Raw genomic sequence first — 14,799 nt, 5'->3', positions numbered from 1 at the left:
GGTGGAGAGGGCATGGGGACCGTCAGTACGGGGAGTGCCGAACATTATCGATGGGGACAGGGTTGCGACGGCTGGCACCTGCTGGCCGGCGGTGACCTGAGCGTGATCGAGGAACGCATGCCCGGCGGCGCCTTCGAGGCGCGCCACCGGCATGCGCGATCCCGCCAGTTCTTCTACGTGCTGGCGGGCGAGCTGACCATCGAGCTGGATGGCGAGGAATTCCAGCTGCAGGCAGGGCAGGGGCTGCACGTGCCACCCGGCGGCGCGCACCAGGTCCGCAACGATGGCGTGGCGGACGTGCGGATGCTGGTTGTGTCTTCGCCGCGCAGCCACGGGGATCGCATCGACGCTCCGGCGGAGGGCTCGGCATGAGCGCTCATCACCTGACCGAGCAGGCCCTGCCGTCATGGCGGCGGGCGGTGCTCAAGGTCGGCAGCAACCTGCTGGCTGCCGACGGTGGTGGCCTGACTTCCCAATATGCCCAGGCGCTCGCTGCCTTCATCGCCGATAGTCGGGCTGCCGGTCGCCAGGTGGTGCTGGTGTCCTCCGGCGCCGTCGCGGCGGGGCGCGCGCAACTGCGTGCGCATGCACCGGCCGGCGGCGACCTCGCCGCCCGCCAGGCGCTGGCTGCGCTGGGCCAGGCCCCGATGATCGCGTTGTGGCAATCGCTCAGCCCTCAGCCGGTGGCCCAGGTGCTGCTTACACACGACGACCTGCGCAACCGCCGTCGTTACCTCAACGCGCGCGCCACACTGCGTGAGCTGCTGGCGCTGGACGTGTTGCCCGTCGTCAACGAGAACGACACGGTCGCCGTCGACGAATTGAAGCTGGGCGACAACGACAATCTCGCGGCCATCGTGGCGGCGCTGGTCGACGCCGACCTGTTGCTGATCGCCTCCGACATCGACGCGCTGTACAGCGCCGATCCGCGCCGTGATCCGGGCGCCACCCCGCTGGCCCGGGTGACCGCGCTGACGCCGGAGGTCCTGGCGATGGCGGGCGGCAGCGGCAGCGCGGTGGGCACCGGCGGCATGCACACCAAGCTCGAGGCAGCCGCGAAGGCGGCGGCGGCGGGCATTCCTACCGTGTTGTTCAGCGGACGTGATGCGGCCACGGTCGAAGCCCTGAGGCGTGGAATTCTGCGCGGCACGCTGTTCGACGCGGCGCGCACACGCATGCAGGCCCGCAAGTACTGGCTGCGGCATGCCCCAGCAGCCAGCGGATCGATCCAGGTCGATGCCGGCGCGGTCTCAGCGCTGTCCGGCCGGCGGGCGTCGCTGCTGCCCGGCGGCATCGTGCAGGCGCACGGCGAGTTTCATCGCGGCGACCTGGTCGAGATCATCGGCGCCGACGGCGCCGCGGTGGCTCGTGGCATCTGTCAGTACGGCGCCGGCGAGGTTCGGCGTCTGGCCGGACTGCACAGCAGCAAGGTCGGTGAGGTGCTGGGTTACAGCTATGGCGCCGAGGTCGTGCATCGCGACGACATGGTGTCGTTGGGTGAAATAGAGGCGACCGGGGAGGTCGACGCGTGAGTGATATTCGATCCCTGGCGATGGCTGCCCGCGACGCAGCATCTGATGTCGCGGTGCTCTCCACGGACGCCAAGCGCGCACTGATGATGGACATGGCGGCATCGCTTGAGCGCCATGCGGGCGAGATCCTAGCCGCCAATGCGCAGGACATGCAGCAGGCGGCGGCCAAGGGCGTGCAGGGCGCCATGCTTGACCGGCTGCGCCTCGATGAGGCGCGCGTCGCGACGATCGCGCAGGCCCTGCGTGAAGTCGCCAACCTGCCCGACCCTGTTGGCGTAGTCACCCGACGCGAGACGCGGCCCAACGGCATCGGTATCGAGCGCGTACGCATTCCCCTGGGCGTGGTGGCGATGATCTACGAAGCCCGGCCCAACGTGACAGCCGATGCGGCGGCGCTGTGCCTGATGGCCGGCAATGCGGTGATCCTGCGCGGCGGCTCCGAGGCGATTCATTCCAACACGGCCATCGCGGCGGCGCTGCATGACGCGCTTAGTGCGCATGGCCTGCCCGCCGCCGCTGTGACTCTGCTGACCGATTTGCGTCGCGAGGCCATGGTCGAGCTGCTGCAACTGGCTGACATCATTGACCTTGCCATTCCGCGGGGCGGCGAAGGGCTGATCCGCTTCGTGACGGAGCACGCGCGCGTGCCGGTCATCAAACACTACAAGGGCGTCTGCCACCTCTACGTGGATCGCGCCGCGGACCTCGAGCTGGCGCTGGGCCTGCTTGTGGACGGCAAGACCTCGCGGCCGGGAGTGTGCAATGCGCTGGAGACCTTGCTGGTGCATCGCGAGGTCGCCGCATCGTTCCTGCCGCTGGCCGCGAAAGCGCTGCAAGAGCGCGGCGTGGAGCTACGCGGTGACGAGACGGTTTGCGCGCTGGCGCCGGGGGCGAAGCCCGCCACCGAGGACGACTATGCGGCCGAGTTCCTCGACCTGATCCTGGCCATCCGCGTGGTGGACGACCTGGAACAGGCTATCGCCCACATCCGTCGCCATGGCTCCGACCACACCGAAGTCATCGCCACCCGCGATGAGGCCACCGCGCAGCGCTTCGTGCAGGCGTTGCGTTCGGCGGTGGTGATGGTCAACGCGTCCTCGCGCTTTTCCGATGGCGGCGAACTGGGCCTGGGCGCCGAGATCGGCATATCCACCACCCGCCTGCACGCCTACGGGCCGATGGGGGCGGAGTCGCTGACGGTGGAGCGTTTTGTTGTGCGGGGTGAAGGGCAGGTGCGGCATCCGTCAAGCCTGTCCGCGAATCTGTCGGCCCCGGTGCTGCCCGACGCTTCGGCTTGACTTCAAGCCGCCGTCTGGCGATAAGCCAAGGCAGAGGAAGGGGGGAGAGCCGTTGCACAGCAGGGTGAACAATTTTGATTTCGTCAGGCTAATGGCGGCTCTGATGGTTTTGTCTGGCCACCAGTACGCGCTGATGTTCTTGCTGGAGCCGCGCCCCTTTGGCTTGGTGACTATGGGCACGCTAGGTGTGTTGGTGTTTTTCGTGCTCAGCGGCTACCTGGTCGCGCAAAGCTGGAGGCGTGATCCCCATCCCTGGCGGTTCGCGGTACGGCGATTCCTCCGCATCTGGCCTGGACTTGGCGTGGTAGTGGTCCTAACTACCTTCGTGGTCGGGCCGGTATTTACTGAGGAGTCGTTGGGCGCCTACTTTCAGGACGCGCAGACCTGGAAGTATCTGGAGCAGCTCGGCTTGATCCAGCAGCCCGATCTGCCAGGCGTTTTCCATGGCAACGTATGGAGTGTGGTCAATGGTTCGCTGTGGACCATTCCTTTGGAAGTGCGCTGGTACGCCATCTTGATGGTGGCTGGCGCGTGCGGCCTGCTGAGTGCGCGGCTGCGCGTGCCGCTGCTGACTGTCGTCGTTGCGTACGCCTTCTATATGTTCGTCGTGTTTGACGTTCAGCGAAATCCGGCCGCGGCCTATCCCAAGCCCGGATTTGGCTGCGAGTACGGGTGTTTTTTCTGTTACGGCGTCGTGCTGTTCCACTGGCAGTCCGCCTGGGCCCGTCGGCCGCTGCTGCTGGCTGCCTGCCTGGGGGCAATGGCATCAGTGGCGGCCGTCTTGAACTATTCGTACCTGGCGTTGTATCTGGTGCTGCCCTTCGTGGTCATCTGGTTCGGCAACCGGTCCACGCCGTGGCTATCGCGCGCAGGACGGTATGGCGACTTGTCCTATGGCATCTACATCTACGCGTACTTGGTACAGCAATCGATCATCGCGGTGATTGGATTCCGTCACGGCTACGCGCTGACCCTGCTGATTTCCCTGCTCGCGACGTTGGCCTGTGCCTACGCCTCGTGGCACTTGGTCGAGAAGCCCGCGCTGGGGTTAAAGCACCATCTGACCGCTGCCGGGAGTGCAGACGTGACCGAAGGGACAAGCGTGAGCTCCGCCACTCCTTGATTTCACGGGATTGGCTGCGCCAAAGATCACGAGTGGCTTGTGCTGCGCTCGCGAGAATCGTCAGTTGTTGCCGGTCCAGCGACGTACGGCTTCGGCAAACGCGACACAGTCCGCATAGCGGTTGTACAGCGGCGTAGGCGAGATGCGGATCACGTCGGGCTCGCGCCAGTCGCCGATGACGCCGTGTTCCATCAGGTATTCGAACAGCGAGCGTCCGCGCTCGCGGCCGCCCAGCACGCGGATGGATAGCTGGCTGCCGCGGCGATCCGCTTCTCGTGGCGTCACCACTTCCAACACGTCGTGCAACTGGCTGTGCACGAGCCATTCCAGGTAGCCGGTCAGGCGAACCGATTTCTCGCGCAGGCGATCCATGCCCGCGCGACGGAAAATTTCCAGCGAAATGCGAAGCGGGGCCAGGGCGAGGATCGGTGGATTGCTGAGCTGCCAGCCGTCGGCGCCATAGGTTGGTACGAACTCGGGGCCCATCTGGAAACGGGTGGTCTTGTCGTGACCCCACCAACCGGCGAAACGGGGCAAGGTGGTGCGCGCGTGTCGATCGTGCACGAAGGCACCGCCAACGGCGCCGGGGCCGCTGTTGAGGTACTTGTAACTGCACCAGATGGCGAAGTCGGCGCCGCTGTCGTGCAGTTGCAGTGGAAGGTTTCCAACGGCGTGCGCGAGGTCGAAGCCGACCATGCAACCGTGGCGACTGGCCAGCCGCACGATGGCCGCCAGGTCGAAGGCCTGGCCGGTGCGGTACTGGATGCCTGGCAACATCACGAGGGCGATACGCGAGCCGTGCTCGGCGAGCACGCGCTCGATTGCGGCCATCGAGATCGTGCCGTTGGGTTCGTCGCTTTCCAGCTCGATCAGAGCGGTCGCAGGGTCGAAGCCGTGGAAGCGGACCTGTGATTCCACCGCGTAGCGATCCGTGGGGAACGAACCCGCTTCGATCAGGATGGCGTGTCGTTCCGGGGTCGGGCGGTAGAAGCTCACCATCATCAGGTGCAGGTTCACGCCCAGCGTGTTCATCGCCACCACTTCGGACGGCTGCGCGCCCACCACAGTGGCAAGGTCGTCGCGAACAAACTCGTGGTAGTCCATCCACGGCAGGCGGCCGCGGAAATGTCCCTCCACCGCCAGCTCACCCCAATAGTCCAGTTCCGCGCTGAGCGCCGGGCGCACGGCCCGCGGCTGCAGGCCCAGCGAATTGCCGCAGAAGTAGTGACTGTCGCGACCTTCGTGTGGAGGGATCAGGAACTCGTCGCGGAAGCTGCTCAGCGGATCGGCGGCGTCCTGGGCCTGCGCCCAGGCAAGGGTGGCTTCGTAGCTAGTGGACATGCATTTTCCGGACTTGTTCACCCTCGGTAGATTGCCATCATTCCCGACTTTTCACGAGCGTCGCCACCCGGCACACATTTCCGCGCATGACGCGGCGACGTCCCCCGCTACTGAACGTTGGTGGACGTCGGTGGAACTCCGTTCTATGCCGGACGAATGGGCACGCTTGTCTGGCGCGTGCCCAATGCAGGGCCTGCCGTCAGTGCGTCGAATCCACGCAAATCAGCGTATTGCCGCTTTGGGCGGTTTTCCATGTGCATTGGACTTCGCGTGGGTTTGAGCCGCCGTTGTAGTTCCAGTTGGTGGGAACACCGATGGAGTTCATGTGTTTGCCAAATCTTCCCATGTCGTCCCCACCGGCCGCCGGGCCATACCATTTGCCTTGATATTGGGGTTGATTGGAGTCCGGTATGCCCCGGTTCTTGGGTGTCGTGGCACTGCCTGGAACATACTCCAGCTTGGTCGAGTTCGTGCTTTTGGTGCTGAGCCGGTAAAGCGCAGTGCTCCCATCAGAAAATATCACCCGAACTTCCAGGACACCTTCGTCCTTTAGGCCAAGCAACATGAGCATCGTTTGATCGACCTTGTTTACGAAGGCACGTACCTGATTCCACTTATCCTTGTTGTTGACGATTTCGATGCCAATGCGATTGCGAAGGTTGTAATCCTCGGTGACATCGTAAGCAGACGTGCCTTGATTAAGGCCGGGGACATTCGGTCCCAAGTCGGTATACGGAATACTGATGGCGGCCTGCAACCTATACCCGGCGGCCTGGTAAAAACCGCTTACATTAGCGAATGCACTATAGATGTTGGGGTCAGTTGCGACCTCCATAACCTCAACGGCCTCGGGCGGCGGTTCAATCTGATCGGCATATCCCCGCTTCAGGCCAAAGACGTATGAATGAATTGCTCCAGTCTTGAGGTTGTAAAGCGTGACGCCGCCTATGTCGTAGTATTGCTTCGCTGTCTGGCGGAATGCTGCATCGGTTGTACATGACGCGCATTGGTCCACGACGCCGTCGTACGCGTGCGCCACGTTTGTTGCGCAGGCAGCCAGTGCAATGGCCAAGCATGGAAGAAAGCAAGCTCTCATGGGTTTTCACCTCGCAGTAGACGGTTTGGCATCGCATGAAATTGCGGTGCAACACTACTGTTCGAGATGTCCCCAAAGAATGCCGCCGGACTTTTCCCGTTGCTTCGTAGGCAAAGATGCGGGGTACCTGTCTCCGTTCTTCACCTGTCGCGTCCGGGGCATCCATGTCCGCCGGGCAGCGTCGAGGAAGTTCCAGCGGGAGACTACTTCAGGCGCGCCGCAATCGCGTCGCAACCCTTGTCGAACGCGGCCTTCCACTGGGCGCCGGCCTGGCTCTGCGAGGGACGCACGCAGCGCAGCTGGATGGCGTGGTTGTCCTTGAACCAGTAGCGCTCGCTGTAGGTATACGGGGCGCCGTTCTCCTGCGCGGTATACGCGAAGTTGTCCGAACCCTGGCCACTGCCGGCCTGGTAGCCGGTGAGCGCCTTGGCCTTGCTCATGGCGTTGTTCACGTACTGCTGGAATTCATTGGCATTGGCCACCTGCTTCACCGTCACGGTCACGCGGGCCAGGCTGCTGCTCGCCGTGGGCGAGGGGTCGGGCACCTGGAACACGCGCACTTCCGGATCGCCCTGGGTTTCCATGATGCCTACCCACTGGTCGGGGGTGCTGAAGCTGACGCTACCACCGGCCATGCTGACTTCGCCTGCGTGGGCGGCGCCAGCGAGCACGAGGGCGGCGGCGAGAACCATGTTGCGGGAAAAGCTCATGCCTGCTCCTGAGTAACGGCCATGGGTTCAAAACGATTGAGCGGCAGCCCCAGCCATTCCAGGGCCGTGCCGTGGAAGAGCCGCGCGCGGTCCGCATCGTCGAGGACCAATGCCTCGATGCCGCTGCCCGGAACTTGCTCCCCCAGCGGGAAAGGATAGTCGGTACCCAGCATCACGCGCTCGACCCCGGTCACATCCAGGAGATAGCGAAGGGCGTGGGGATCGTGCACGCAGGAGTCGAAATACAGGCGCTGCAGGTACTCGCGCGGGTTGCGCGGGTTGTCGGTGGCGACCAGGTCCGGGCGCATGCGGAAGCCATGCTCGATGCGGCCGATGCTCCACGGGAAGCTGCCGCCGCCATGGGCCAGCATCACGCGCAGCCGGGGCAGGCGTTCCAGCACGCCGCCGAACACGAGACAGCAGGCGGCGCGCGACTGCTCGGCCGGCATGCCCACCAGCCAGGGCAGCCAGTACTTGGGCATGCTGGCGGCGCCCATCATGTCCCAGGGGTGCACCATCACGGCGGCGCCGAGGTCCGCCGCCGCCTCGAAGAACGGGAACAGTTCCGGCGCGTCGAGATTCCAGTCGTTGCAGTGCGAGCCGATCTGCACGCCCTGCAAACCCAGCTCGTCGATGCAGCGCTCCAGCTCACGGATGGCCAGGTCCGGCGACTGCAGCGGAACCGTGCCGATGCCGGCAAAGTGGCGTGGGTGATCGTTGCACAGCGCGGCCATCTGGTCGTTGAGGTGGCGATGCAGCTCCAGCGCCTGGTAGCCGGGCGCCCAGTAGGAGAACAGCACCGGCACCGTGGACACCACCTGCACGCCGACGCCGAAGCGCGCGTAGTCATCGATGCGCTGGCGCGCGTCGAAGGCGGACTCCCAGACCTCGCGGAAGAACTTGCCATCCTTGTAGATGCGATGCCGTCCGTCGTTGTGGATCATCACGGGAAAGCGGTCGTCGCCGAACTTGGCTGCGAGGTTCGGCCAGTCACGGGGCAGGATGTGCGCGTGGGTGTCGATCTTCAGCATGTCACCGAGTGTAAGTCCTCGGCGCGTGGCCGTCGCGGGGGGATCTGCGGCCTTGGGGCGGCGGGCGGGGAACCGGTTCTGCCTGAACGGTGGTCGCGGCCGTGCGGCGCCGGGCCGGTCTCAGTGGCGGGCGGAATTGCGAAGCGGCCGGGCTTGGCAAAGGGGGCGTGGATCGGCGTGGCCGAAGCGTGGATGCCCCGTGAACAGCCACCTTCCGGCATGTGCGCAACCGGAGGAATGTCGGCATCATGCGCGATGCGGTCACGCCAGCTCAGCCATGGGAGGCATGCATGAAATTCCTGGTCATGATCTACAACGACGACGCGCTGCTGGGGGCCATGCCGCAGGACGAGCGGGACAGCATGATGCGCGGCTGCTTCGCCCACGCCGACGAACTGCGCGCCGAGGGCTGCCTGCTTGATTCGATGCAGTTGGAGGCGCCGTCGCAGACCAAGTCGCTGCGCATGCGCGAGGACACCATGAGCGTGATCGACGGCCCGTTTGCCGAGGCCAAGGAATACCTGGGCGGCTTCAACCTGATCGAGGCGGCCGACATGGACGAAGCCGTGCGCATCGCCCAGCAGTTTCCCTGGTCGCGCACGGGACGGATCGAGGTGCGGCCGGTGCGCGACATCGACGCCGTGCGGCGCAGCGTGGGGGCCTGACCTGGGTTTCCCCCGTAGGAACGTGGGTTACACCGTCGCGGCGGACTTGCTGCGGCTGCGGCCGGTGACGTGCGCCAGGGTGTTCACGTTGTCCACCAGACGGTCGCTGATGCGCGTCAACAGGTCCGCTGCCTGATGGTCTTCGGCCATGCCCAGCAGCGCGGCGTAGGTGCGCTGCAGGCTGCGCAGGTCCGGCAGGCGTTCGGGCGCGCGCTGTGCGCGCAACGCGATAGCCACTTCGTGCAGCGCATAGGCGGACTGGTCGACGAAGGTGCACATTTCCACCGTCTCCGGCAGGTTGTCGTGGTCGTCGATCAGTGCTTCCAGCGTCATCGCGGTGCGGGCCAGGCGGTTACCGTTGGCGAACAGCGCGTTGGCCAGTTCCAGCAGCGCTGGCGGCGTCGCCGGTTCGGCGCGCATGCGATCAAGGGAGGCCTGGGCATTGCTGCGCGCGGTGCGGGCCGCGGTGCGCGCCTCGCGGCGTCCATCGCGTCGCTCCGGATGGGCCAGCGCGTGCAGGTAGTCGGCATAGGCGTCGAGCATGTCCGACAGCGCCGCCCGTGCGCGGCCGCGCTCCCAGGTGGGCCACAACACGTAGGCAAGCAGGGCCATGCCGCTGCCCAGCGCCGTGTTGATCACGCGGTCGGTCACCGCGTCGCTGGAGTTGACGCCGTAGAAGGACAGCAGGATCACCACCGTGCCGGTCAGCGCCGCCACCGCCACGCCGTAGTGTGCGGTGGCGAGGTAACGGAACGCCATGCAGAGCACCGCCATCAGGGCGAGGTGCGCCCATGCCTCGTGCGGCGTGAAGTGCAGCAGCGCGGTGGTGAGCACCAGGCCGAGCACGGTGCCGACCACCCGCAGCAGGCCGAAGTTGAAAGTGGCGGCGAAATCCGGGCGCAGCACGATGGCGGCGGTCATGGGTAGCCAGTAGCCGTGGGGCAGGGCCAGTTCGCGTGCAACGAACAAGGTCGCAGTCAGTGTGACGGCGCTGCGCACCGCGTGGCGGAAAGCCACCGAGTGCGGCGTCAGGTTGGCGCGGAGCGTGGCGCGCGCCGAGCTGCTGCGTAGCGCGGCGGGTAGCGGCGTCTCGTCGGCGGCGGCGCGGATTTCACCACGGCTGCCGGCCCAGTTCGCGTTGCGCACGGCGGCGGCCAACTGGCCCGAAAGCGCGTGGAGATGCGTTGCCAGGCCGTCCGCGTCGCCGCCGTTACCGAGCAGTGCATTCTCGCTCGCCTGCAGCGTCTGCAGCGCGTGTTCTCCCTGCTGGGGCGAGTCACCCGTTTCCAGCGCATCGGCGATGGCGGCGAGCACGCGGGCGGCGTCGCTGCGGAACATCGCGTGGATGGAGGGATTGGCGCGCAGCTCTGCCATGGCAGTCAGTTCGAGGCGGATGCGCTCGGCCAGCTCCAGCAGCACGCCGAAGGCCTCCATCGCGCGGCCGCGTGCATGGTGCCGACCCAGCAGGGTGTGTTGCAGCTTGGTCATGGCCTCGGTCAACGCAGGCACATCGGCGTCGTCATGAGCCTGTTGCCGGGCCAATGCCGCCAGCCCGCGGTAGACCTCCGCCAGGGCGTGCCGTTCGGGGCGGTAGCGTTGCAGCGGCCAGGCCGCGACCGAGAACACGGTGAGCAGCAGGCCACCGGCGAAGATCAGCGCGGAGGCCCCCAGCGCTTCGGCCAGCGGACGCGGCGTGGCGGCCGTGACTACCAGCAGGATCATGCTGGTCATGCCCACGCGGGTCATGTCCGTGCCAAACACCACCAGCAGTCCGCCGACGAATCCGAAGGCGGCGGTGGCGATGAGGATGGGGATCAGCTGGTCGCCGATCAGGAAGCCGATCAGGGAGGCCAGTCCGGCGGCCAGCGAGGCCAGCAGCAGGCGGGCCATGCGCTGGCGATAAGGGCCCGGCTGGTCGGAAAACATGGTGTCCAACGCGCCGGCGCCGATACCCAGGCCGACGCCCGGGTGTCCGGTGGCCAGGCCCAAACCCATCGGCAGGACGACCGCGGCGGTATTGCGCAGCACCACGCGGACCGGCACGTCCGGCCGCTTGGTGGTCAGCAGGCTGTCGACGACGGAAGCGCGCAGTGAATAACCGCTCGAGGACATGACGCTACGTTCGCTCCTAAACGATACGGACATTCTGCCTCAGGTCGCCTGAAGCGGACGCGACGATGGGGCGCCGACATGCAGGCGGCGTTGCGCGCCTTGATGCTCAGCTTCCGCCTGCGCCCAGCTGTCGCGACAGTGTGTAGAGGATGCGCCGATCCTGATCGTCCAGCGTGTCGCCCTCCAGACCGCGATAGTGGTGATGGAACGACTGCACTGCGGCCGTGCGGTTATCCAGCGGATAGCCGATCAACGCGAGCGCGGCCCAGGGGTCGAAGTCCGCCGGCGGATCGAGCAGCGGACCTTGCGGCCAAAGACCGAAACCGGCCTGGGCGAGCTGTTGCCAGGGGAAGTGCGGGCCGGGGTCGGTCTTGCGGCCGGGCGCCATGTCCTCGTGGCCGATGACCTGCGTGCGCGGGATGCGCCAGCGGTCGGTCAGGTCGGCCAGCAGCCGCAACAGGCTGTCGATCTGCACCTGGGTGAAGGGCGAGTCGCCGTCGTTGTCCAGCTCGATGCCGATCGAGGCGGAATTCACGTCGGTGATGGTGCCCCAGCGACCGACGCCGGCGTGCCAGGCGCGCTGGTGATCGTCGACGAGCTGGTAGATGTGCCCGTTCTTGCCGATCAGGTAGTGCGAACTCACCGGGCCGCCGCTGTTGCGGGTGCGCAGGGTATGCAGGGCGCGCTCGGCCGAATCGTCGTCGGTGAAATGCAGCACCACCAGCACGGGCCGGCGTTCGTCGAAGTTGGGCGAGGGAACCCATTGGGCGATCGGGTTGTGCACCGGCGCCGGCGCACAGGCGGTGAGCAGGGCCACCAGCAGGGAAAGCAGCAGCGCTCGCCGTGGGGGCAGGAAGGGCATGGCGGTCACGTCGCGGGGCAATGGCGCGAAGCTGCCGCAGCGGCGCGCTGTGGTCAACCAACAAAAAAACGGCGCCCGGTGTCCCGGGCGCCGTGGAGACCATCAAAAGATGGTGAAGATCAGGCGCGGCCGGCGAATTCGCCAGTCAGCGTGTTCACCCACACCTTCTCTTCGTTGGTGATGTACTCGGGCACCTGGATCTCGATGCCGGTGTTGAGCTTGGCCGGCTTGGTGCGCTTGGTGGCGCTGGCGCCCTTCAGTTCCGGCGCGGTGTCGACCACGGTCAGCGTGACGCTGGTCGGCACCTGCAGGCCCACCGGTGCATCGTCGATCACCTGCACGTAGTAGCCCTCGAGGCCTTCCACGATGTAGCCCGCGTTGTCGCCCACCAGCTCGGGGCCGAGCGTGTACTGCGTGTAATCCTCGTTGTCCATGAACACGTAGGCGTCGCCGTCCATGTACGAGAAGTTCGCCGCACGGCGCAGCAGGTCCATTTCCTTGAGGTCGTCGTCGGCGCGCAGGCTCAGGTCGAACTTGCGGCCGCCGGGGATGGAATACATGGTGAAGCGGAAGGTGACGTTGCCGCCACGCGCGGTCGGTGAGCTGCGCTCGATGTCACGCACCTGGTAGACGGTGCCTTCGTGTTCGACCACGTTGCCTTTCTTGACGTCGGAAGCTTTCATAAGGGCCAGGAGTGAGTAAGTAGGAGTGAGCAGTGAGAGAGGGCAAGGCGTAGAGAGTGCATCTCTCACTCCTCACTCCTCTCCACTATTTTCTTGTTACTTCGGCTGCAGACGCACCGCGCCGTCCAGGCGGATGGTTTCGCCGTTGATGTAGCGATTGCCGAGGATGAAGCCCACCGTGCTGGCGAATTCGTCCGGCTTGCCGAGGCGCGAAGGGAACGGGATCGAGGCCGACAGCGACTCCTGCACCTGCGGCGGCATGCCGTCCACCATCGGGGTCCAGAAGATCCCGGGGGCGATGGTCGCCACGCGGATGCCAAAGCGCGACAGCTCGCGCGCCATCGGCAAGGTCATGCCGACCACGCCACCCTTGGAGGCGGAGTAGGCGGCCTGGCCGATCTGGCCTTCGAAGGCCGCCACGGAGGCGGTGTTGATGATCACGCCGCGCTCACCGTCCTCACCAGCCTCGTTGGCCTGCATGAGGTTGGCGGAGGCCTTGGACACGTTGAAGCTGCCCACCAGGTTCACCATCACGGTGGTGGCGAAGGTGTTGAGCGGCATCGGGCCTTCCTTGCCGAGCATGCGGCCGGCGCCGAGGATGCCTGCGCAGTTCACCACCACGTTCAGGCCACCCAGGGCCTCGCGCGCGGCGGCGACATTGGTGGCGACGCCTTCCTCGGAGGTGACGTCCGTACGGTAGAAGTGGCCACCCAGCGCCTTGGCCGCTTCCTGGCCCTTTTCCTCATTGACGTCGAACAGCGCCACCTTGCCACCGTGGGCCACCAGGTACTGGGCCACCGCATGGCCGAGCCCGGAAGCGCCGCCGGTGATGATCGCCTTGACTTGATTGAGCTGCATGAGAAATCTCCGGGCGTTGTGGGGCAAAGCGTCGATTGTACCGTTGGGCGTGAGAGGCCTGCACGACGCCATGCAGGCGCCGTCACGAGCCTCACCAGGGATGCGGCCAATCGCATGATCTTGCGAGGAATTTTGGTTGGCAATGCGGTCGGGCGATGCCAGAATGCCGCAGTCGGAATGTGAGCCATCACGCATTTCGTTCGTCGCACCCATCCGTCCACCGGATGGCGACAGGGGGCAAGACCGCAGTAACGCCACGGGCTGTATGTCCGCGTCCGGCCATGATCGGGCGTCGTGGTGTGTGCATCCGCCGGCCGCAGCAATTCCGGCAAGCCAGTCCAGCAAGCCAGTCCAGAAAGACAAGACCGGATTCTTCCCGGTTTTGTGCATGGCTCCAGGCAGGGGCGGCATCGGCCGCCAACGGCAATACAGATCGGCGCAGCCCAGGGGCTGTGTCAGGCAAAGGGAAGGGCCGGGTCCATCCATGCGTGCAAGGGGTACGCGGGGAGGCATCGGGGAACGTGCAGTAGCCGGTCCGTCGCGACCGGTGATGTTGCGGGATGTCGAGTTGCGATCAGGTCGTTAGCCATCGCCTGCCAGGTGCGGGCATCTACAGGGGAGTAGTGATGGAGAACAGGGGTTGCCTGCGTCCGGCAAACAGGATGCATGCCGCGGTTGATCATGGCCTGTCGGGCACGCTCACGGTCCGGGGGCGCGCATGAAGCAGCTGCTCATCTATGACCGGCCGATCGCGCTGAATCGCAACCAGCACCGTCACCTGCGCATCAAGCCGTCACTGCCCGGCTACCAGTTCGCCAGCAAGCTCAATTCGGTGCCGCTCACCGTCGCCGAATTCGGTGACGCGCTGCGCGACTACCCCATCGTGTTTGCAGGCAGCCCCGACAACGCTTCCATGCCGGTGGCGCTGCTCGGCCTCACGCAGGCCGAAAACCTGTTCGTACAGGACGATGGTCTTTGGGACGCCGGCGCCTATGTGCCCGCCTTCCTGCGCCGCTATCCATTCGTTGTCGCCGATCAGGATCAGGGCGACAACTTCGCGGTGTGCGTGGAGGGATCCTTCATCAGCGATGACCCCGATGCCGTGCCGCTGTTCGACGAAAACGGTGCGGATACGCCGGTACTCGCGCAGGCAGTGAAATTTCTCGCCGATTACCAGCAAGCGGTGGCACGCACGCGCGCGTTCATGGAGCAATTGCGCGAGCACAAGTTGCTGGTCAACAAGGCCATCCATGTCGATCGCAAGGGCGCTGCGCGGCAATCGCTCAACGGTTTTTGCATCGTCGACGAATCGCGACTCGGCAAACTAAGCGCACGCGCGCTGGAAAAACTCTCACGCACCGGCGCACTTGGCCTTGCGTATCTGCAAGTGGCTTCGCTCGGCAATGTGAAACGTCTGGCCAGCCGCCTCGACGCGCGTTCGCAAGTGCCTTCTCCGTTGCATTGATTGCGAGCGCGGACACGCATCGC

Annotated in this window: 14 protein-coding genes; 6 read left to right on the top strand and 8 right to left on the bottom strand. The window is 65.6% G+C overall.

Going from position 1 to position 14,799, the window contains the following annotated elements:
- Nucleotides 1-12 precede the first annotated feature (12 nt).
- The 4 genes from DVT68_RS03790 (at nucleotide 13) to DVT68_RS03775 (ending at nucleotide 3,953) form a co-directional block, all read left to right on the top strand.
- Nucleotides 13-372 (top strand): cupin domain-containing protein, encoded by a 360-nt coding sequence (locus DVT68_RS03790; protein ID WP_114823693.1) that lies wholly within the window; start codon nucleotides 13-15, stop codon nucleotides 370-372.
- Nucleotides 369-1,532, top strand: coding sequence for a glutamate 5-kinase (proB, locus tag DVT68_RS03785; protein ID WP_114823692.1), 1,164 nt, complete (start codon nucleotides 369-371; stop codon nucleotides 1,530-1,532). The genes DVT68_RS03790 and proB overlap by 4 nt, the downstream gene beginning before the upstream one ends.
- Nucleotides 1,529-2,830 (top strand): glutamate-5-semialdehyde dehydrogenase, encoded by a 1,302-nt coding sequence (locus DVT68_RS03780; RefSeq protein ID WP_114823691.1) that lies wholly within the window; start codon nucleotides 1,529-1,531, stop codon nucleotides 2,828-2,830. The genes proB and DVT68_RS03780 overlap by 4 nt, the downstream gene beginning before the upstream one ends.
- A 64-nt stretch (nucleotides 2,831-2,894) precedes the next feature.
- Nucleotides 2,895-3,953: an acyltransferase family protein gene (locus tag DVT68_RS03775; RefSeq protein ID WP_147281662.1), complete on the top strand. Its 1,059-nt coding sequence runs from the start codon at nucleotides 2,895-2,897 to the stop codon at nucleotides 3,951-3,953.
- 60 nt (nucleotides 3,954-4,013) lie between these two features.
- On the opposite strand, the gene kynU is transcribed toward DVT68_RS03775, so the two are convergent.
- From kynU to DVT68_RS03755, 4 genes are all read right to left on the bottom strand, one after another.
- Entirely contained in the window at nucleotides 4,014-5,294 is a 1,281-nt protein-coding gene (gene kynU / locus DVT68_RS03770) for a kynureninase (RefSeq protein WP_114823689.1), read from the bottom strand.
- A 199-nt stretch (nucleotides 5,295-5,493) separates the two neighbouring features.
- On the bottom strand, nucleotides 5,494-6,366 hold the full coding sequence (locus DVT68_RS03765; protein WP_147281661.1) for a hypothetical protein: 873 nt from the start codon (nucleotides 6,364-6,366) through the stop codon (nucleotides 5,494-5,496).
- Between the two features lie 227 nt (nucleotides 6,367-6,593).
- Nucleotides 6,594-7,100 (bottom strand): hypothetical protein, encoded by a 507-nt coding sequence (locus tag DVT68_RS03760; protein WP_114823687.1) that lies wholly within the window; start codon nucleotides 7,098-7,100, stop codon nucleotides 6,594-6,596.
- Nucleotides 7,097-8,131 carry an amidohydrolase family protein gene (locus DVT68_RS03755; RefSeq protein ID WP_114823686.1) on the bottom strand — a complete coding sequence of 345 codons (1,035 nt, stop codon included), beginning with the start codon at nucleotides 8,129-8,131 and terminating at the stop codon, nucleotides 7,097-7,099. Before DVT68_RS03755 ends, DVT68_RS03760 begins: the two co-directional genes overlap by 4 nt.
- A gap of 290 nt (nucleotides 8,132-8,421) precedes the next feature.
- Between DVT68_RS03755 and DVT68_RS03750 the strand changes: the two genes are divergently transcribed.
- Nucleotides 8,422-8,796, top strand: coding sequence for a YciI family protein (locus DVT68_RS03750; RefSeq protein WP_114823685.1), 375 nt, complete (start codon nucleotides 8,422-8,424; stop codon nucleotides 8,794-8,796).
- 27 nt (nucleotides 8,797-8,823) lie between these two features.
- On the opposite strand, the gene DVT68_RS03745 is transcribed toward DVT68_RS03750, so the two are convergent.
- The 4 genes from DVT68_RS03745 to DVT68_RS03730 all read right to left on the bottom strand — a co-directional run bounded on the left by DVT68_RS03745 (nucleotide 8,824) and on the right by DVT68_RS03730 (nucleotide 13,311).
- The gene (locus DVT68_RS03745; protein WP_114823684.1) at nucleotides 8,824-10,908 is read right to left on the bottom strand and encodes an FUSC family protein; all 2,085 of its coding nucleotides are present in this window, start codon (nucleotides 10,906-10,908) and stop codon (nucleotides 8,824-8,826) included.
- A gap of 106 nt (nucleotides 10,909-11,014) precedes the next feature.
- Nucleotides 11,015-11,770, bottom strand: a complete 756-nt coding sequence (locus DVT68_RS03740; RefSeq protein ID WP_114823683.1) for an N-acetylmuramoyl-L-alanine amidase — start codon at nucleotides 11,768-11,770, stop codon at nucleotides 11,015-11,017.
- A gap of 119 nt (nucleotides 11,771-11,889) precedes the next feature.
- A complete protein-coding gene (gene efpL / locus DVT68_RS03735; RefSeq protein ID WP_114823682.1) occupies nucleotides 11,890-12,453 on the bottom strand; it encodes an elongation factor P-like protein EfpL in 564 nt (187 codons plus the stop codon).
- Nucleotides 12,454-12,549: 96 nt separating this feature from the next.
- Complete coding sequence (locus DVT68_RS03730; RefSeq protein WP_114823681.1) at nucleotides 12,550-13,311, bottom strand: SDR family NAD(P)-dependent oxidoreductase; 762 nt, start codon at nucleotides 13,309-13,311, stop codon at nucleotides 12,550-12,552.
- Between the two features lie 718 nt (nucleotides 13,312-14,029).
- Between DVT68_RS03730 and DVT68_RS03725 the strand changes: the two genes are divergently transcribed.
- Entirely contained in the window at nucleotides 14,030-14,776 is a 747-nt protein-coding gene (locus DVT68_RS03725; RefSeq protein WP_114823680.1) for a SapC family protein, read from the top strand.
- Nucleotides 14,777-14,799 lie beyond the last annotated feature (23 nt).

It is taken from the genome of Dyella solisilvae (assembly GCF_003351225.1).
Taxonomy (GTDB): domain Bacteria; phylum Pseudomonadota; class Gammaproteobacteria; order Xanthomonadales; family Rhodanobacteraceae; genus Dyella; species Dyella solisilvae.
This window is presented reverse-complemented; position numbering and strand designations above follow the sequence as displayed.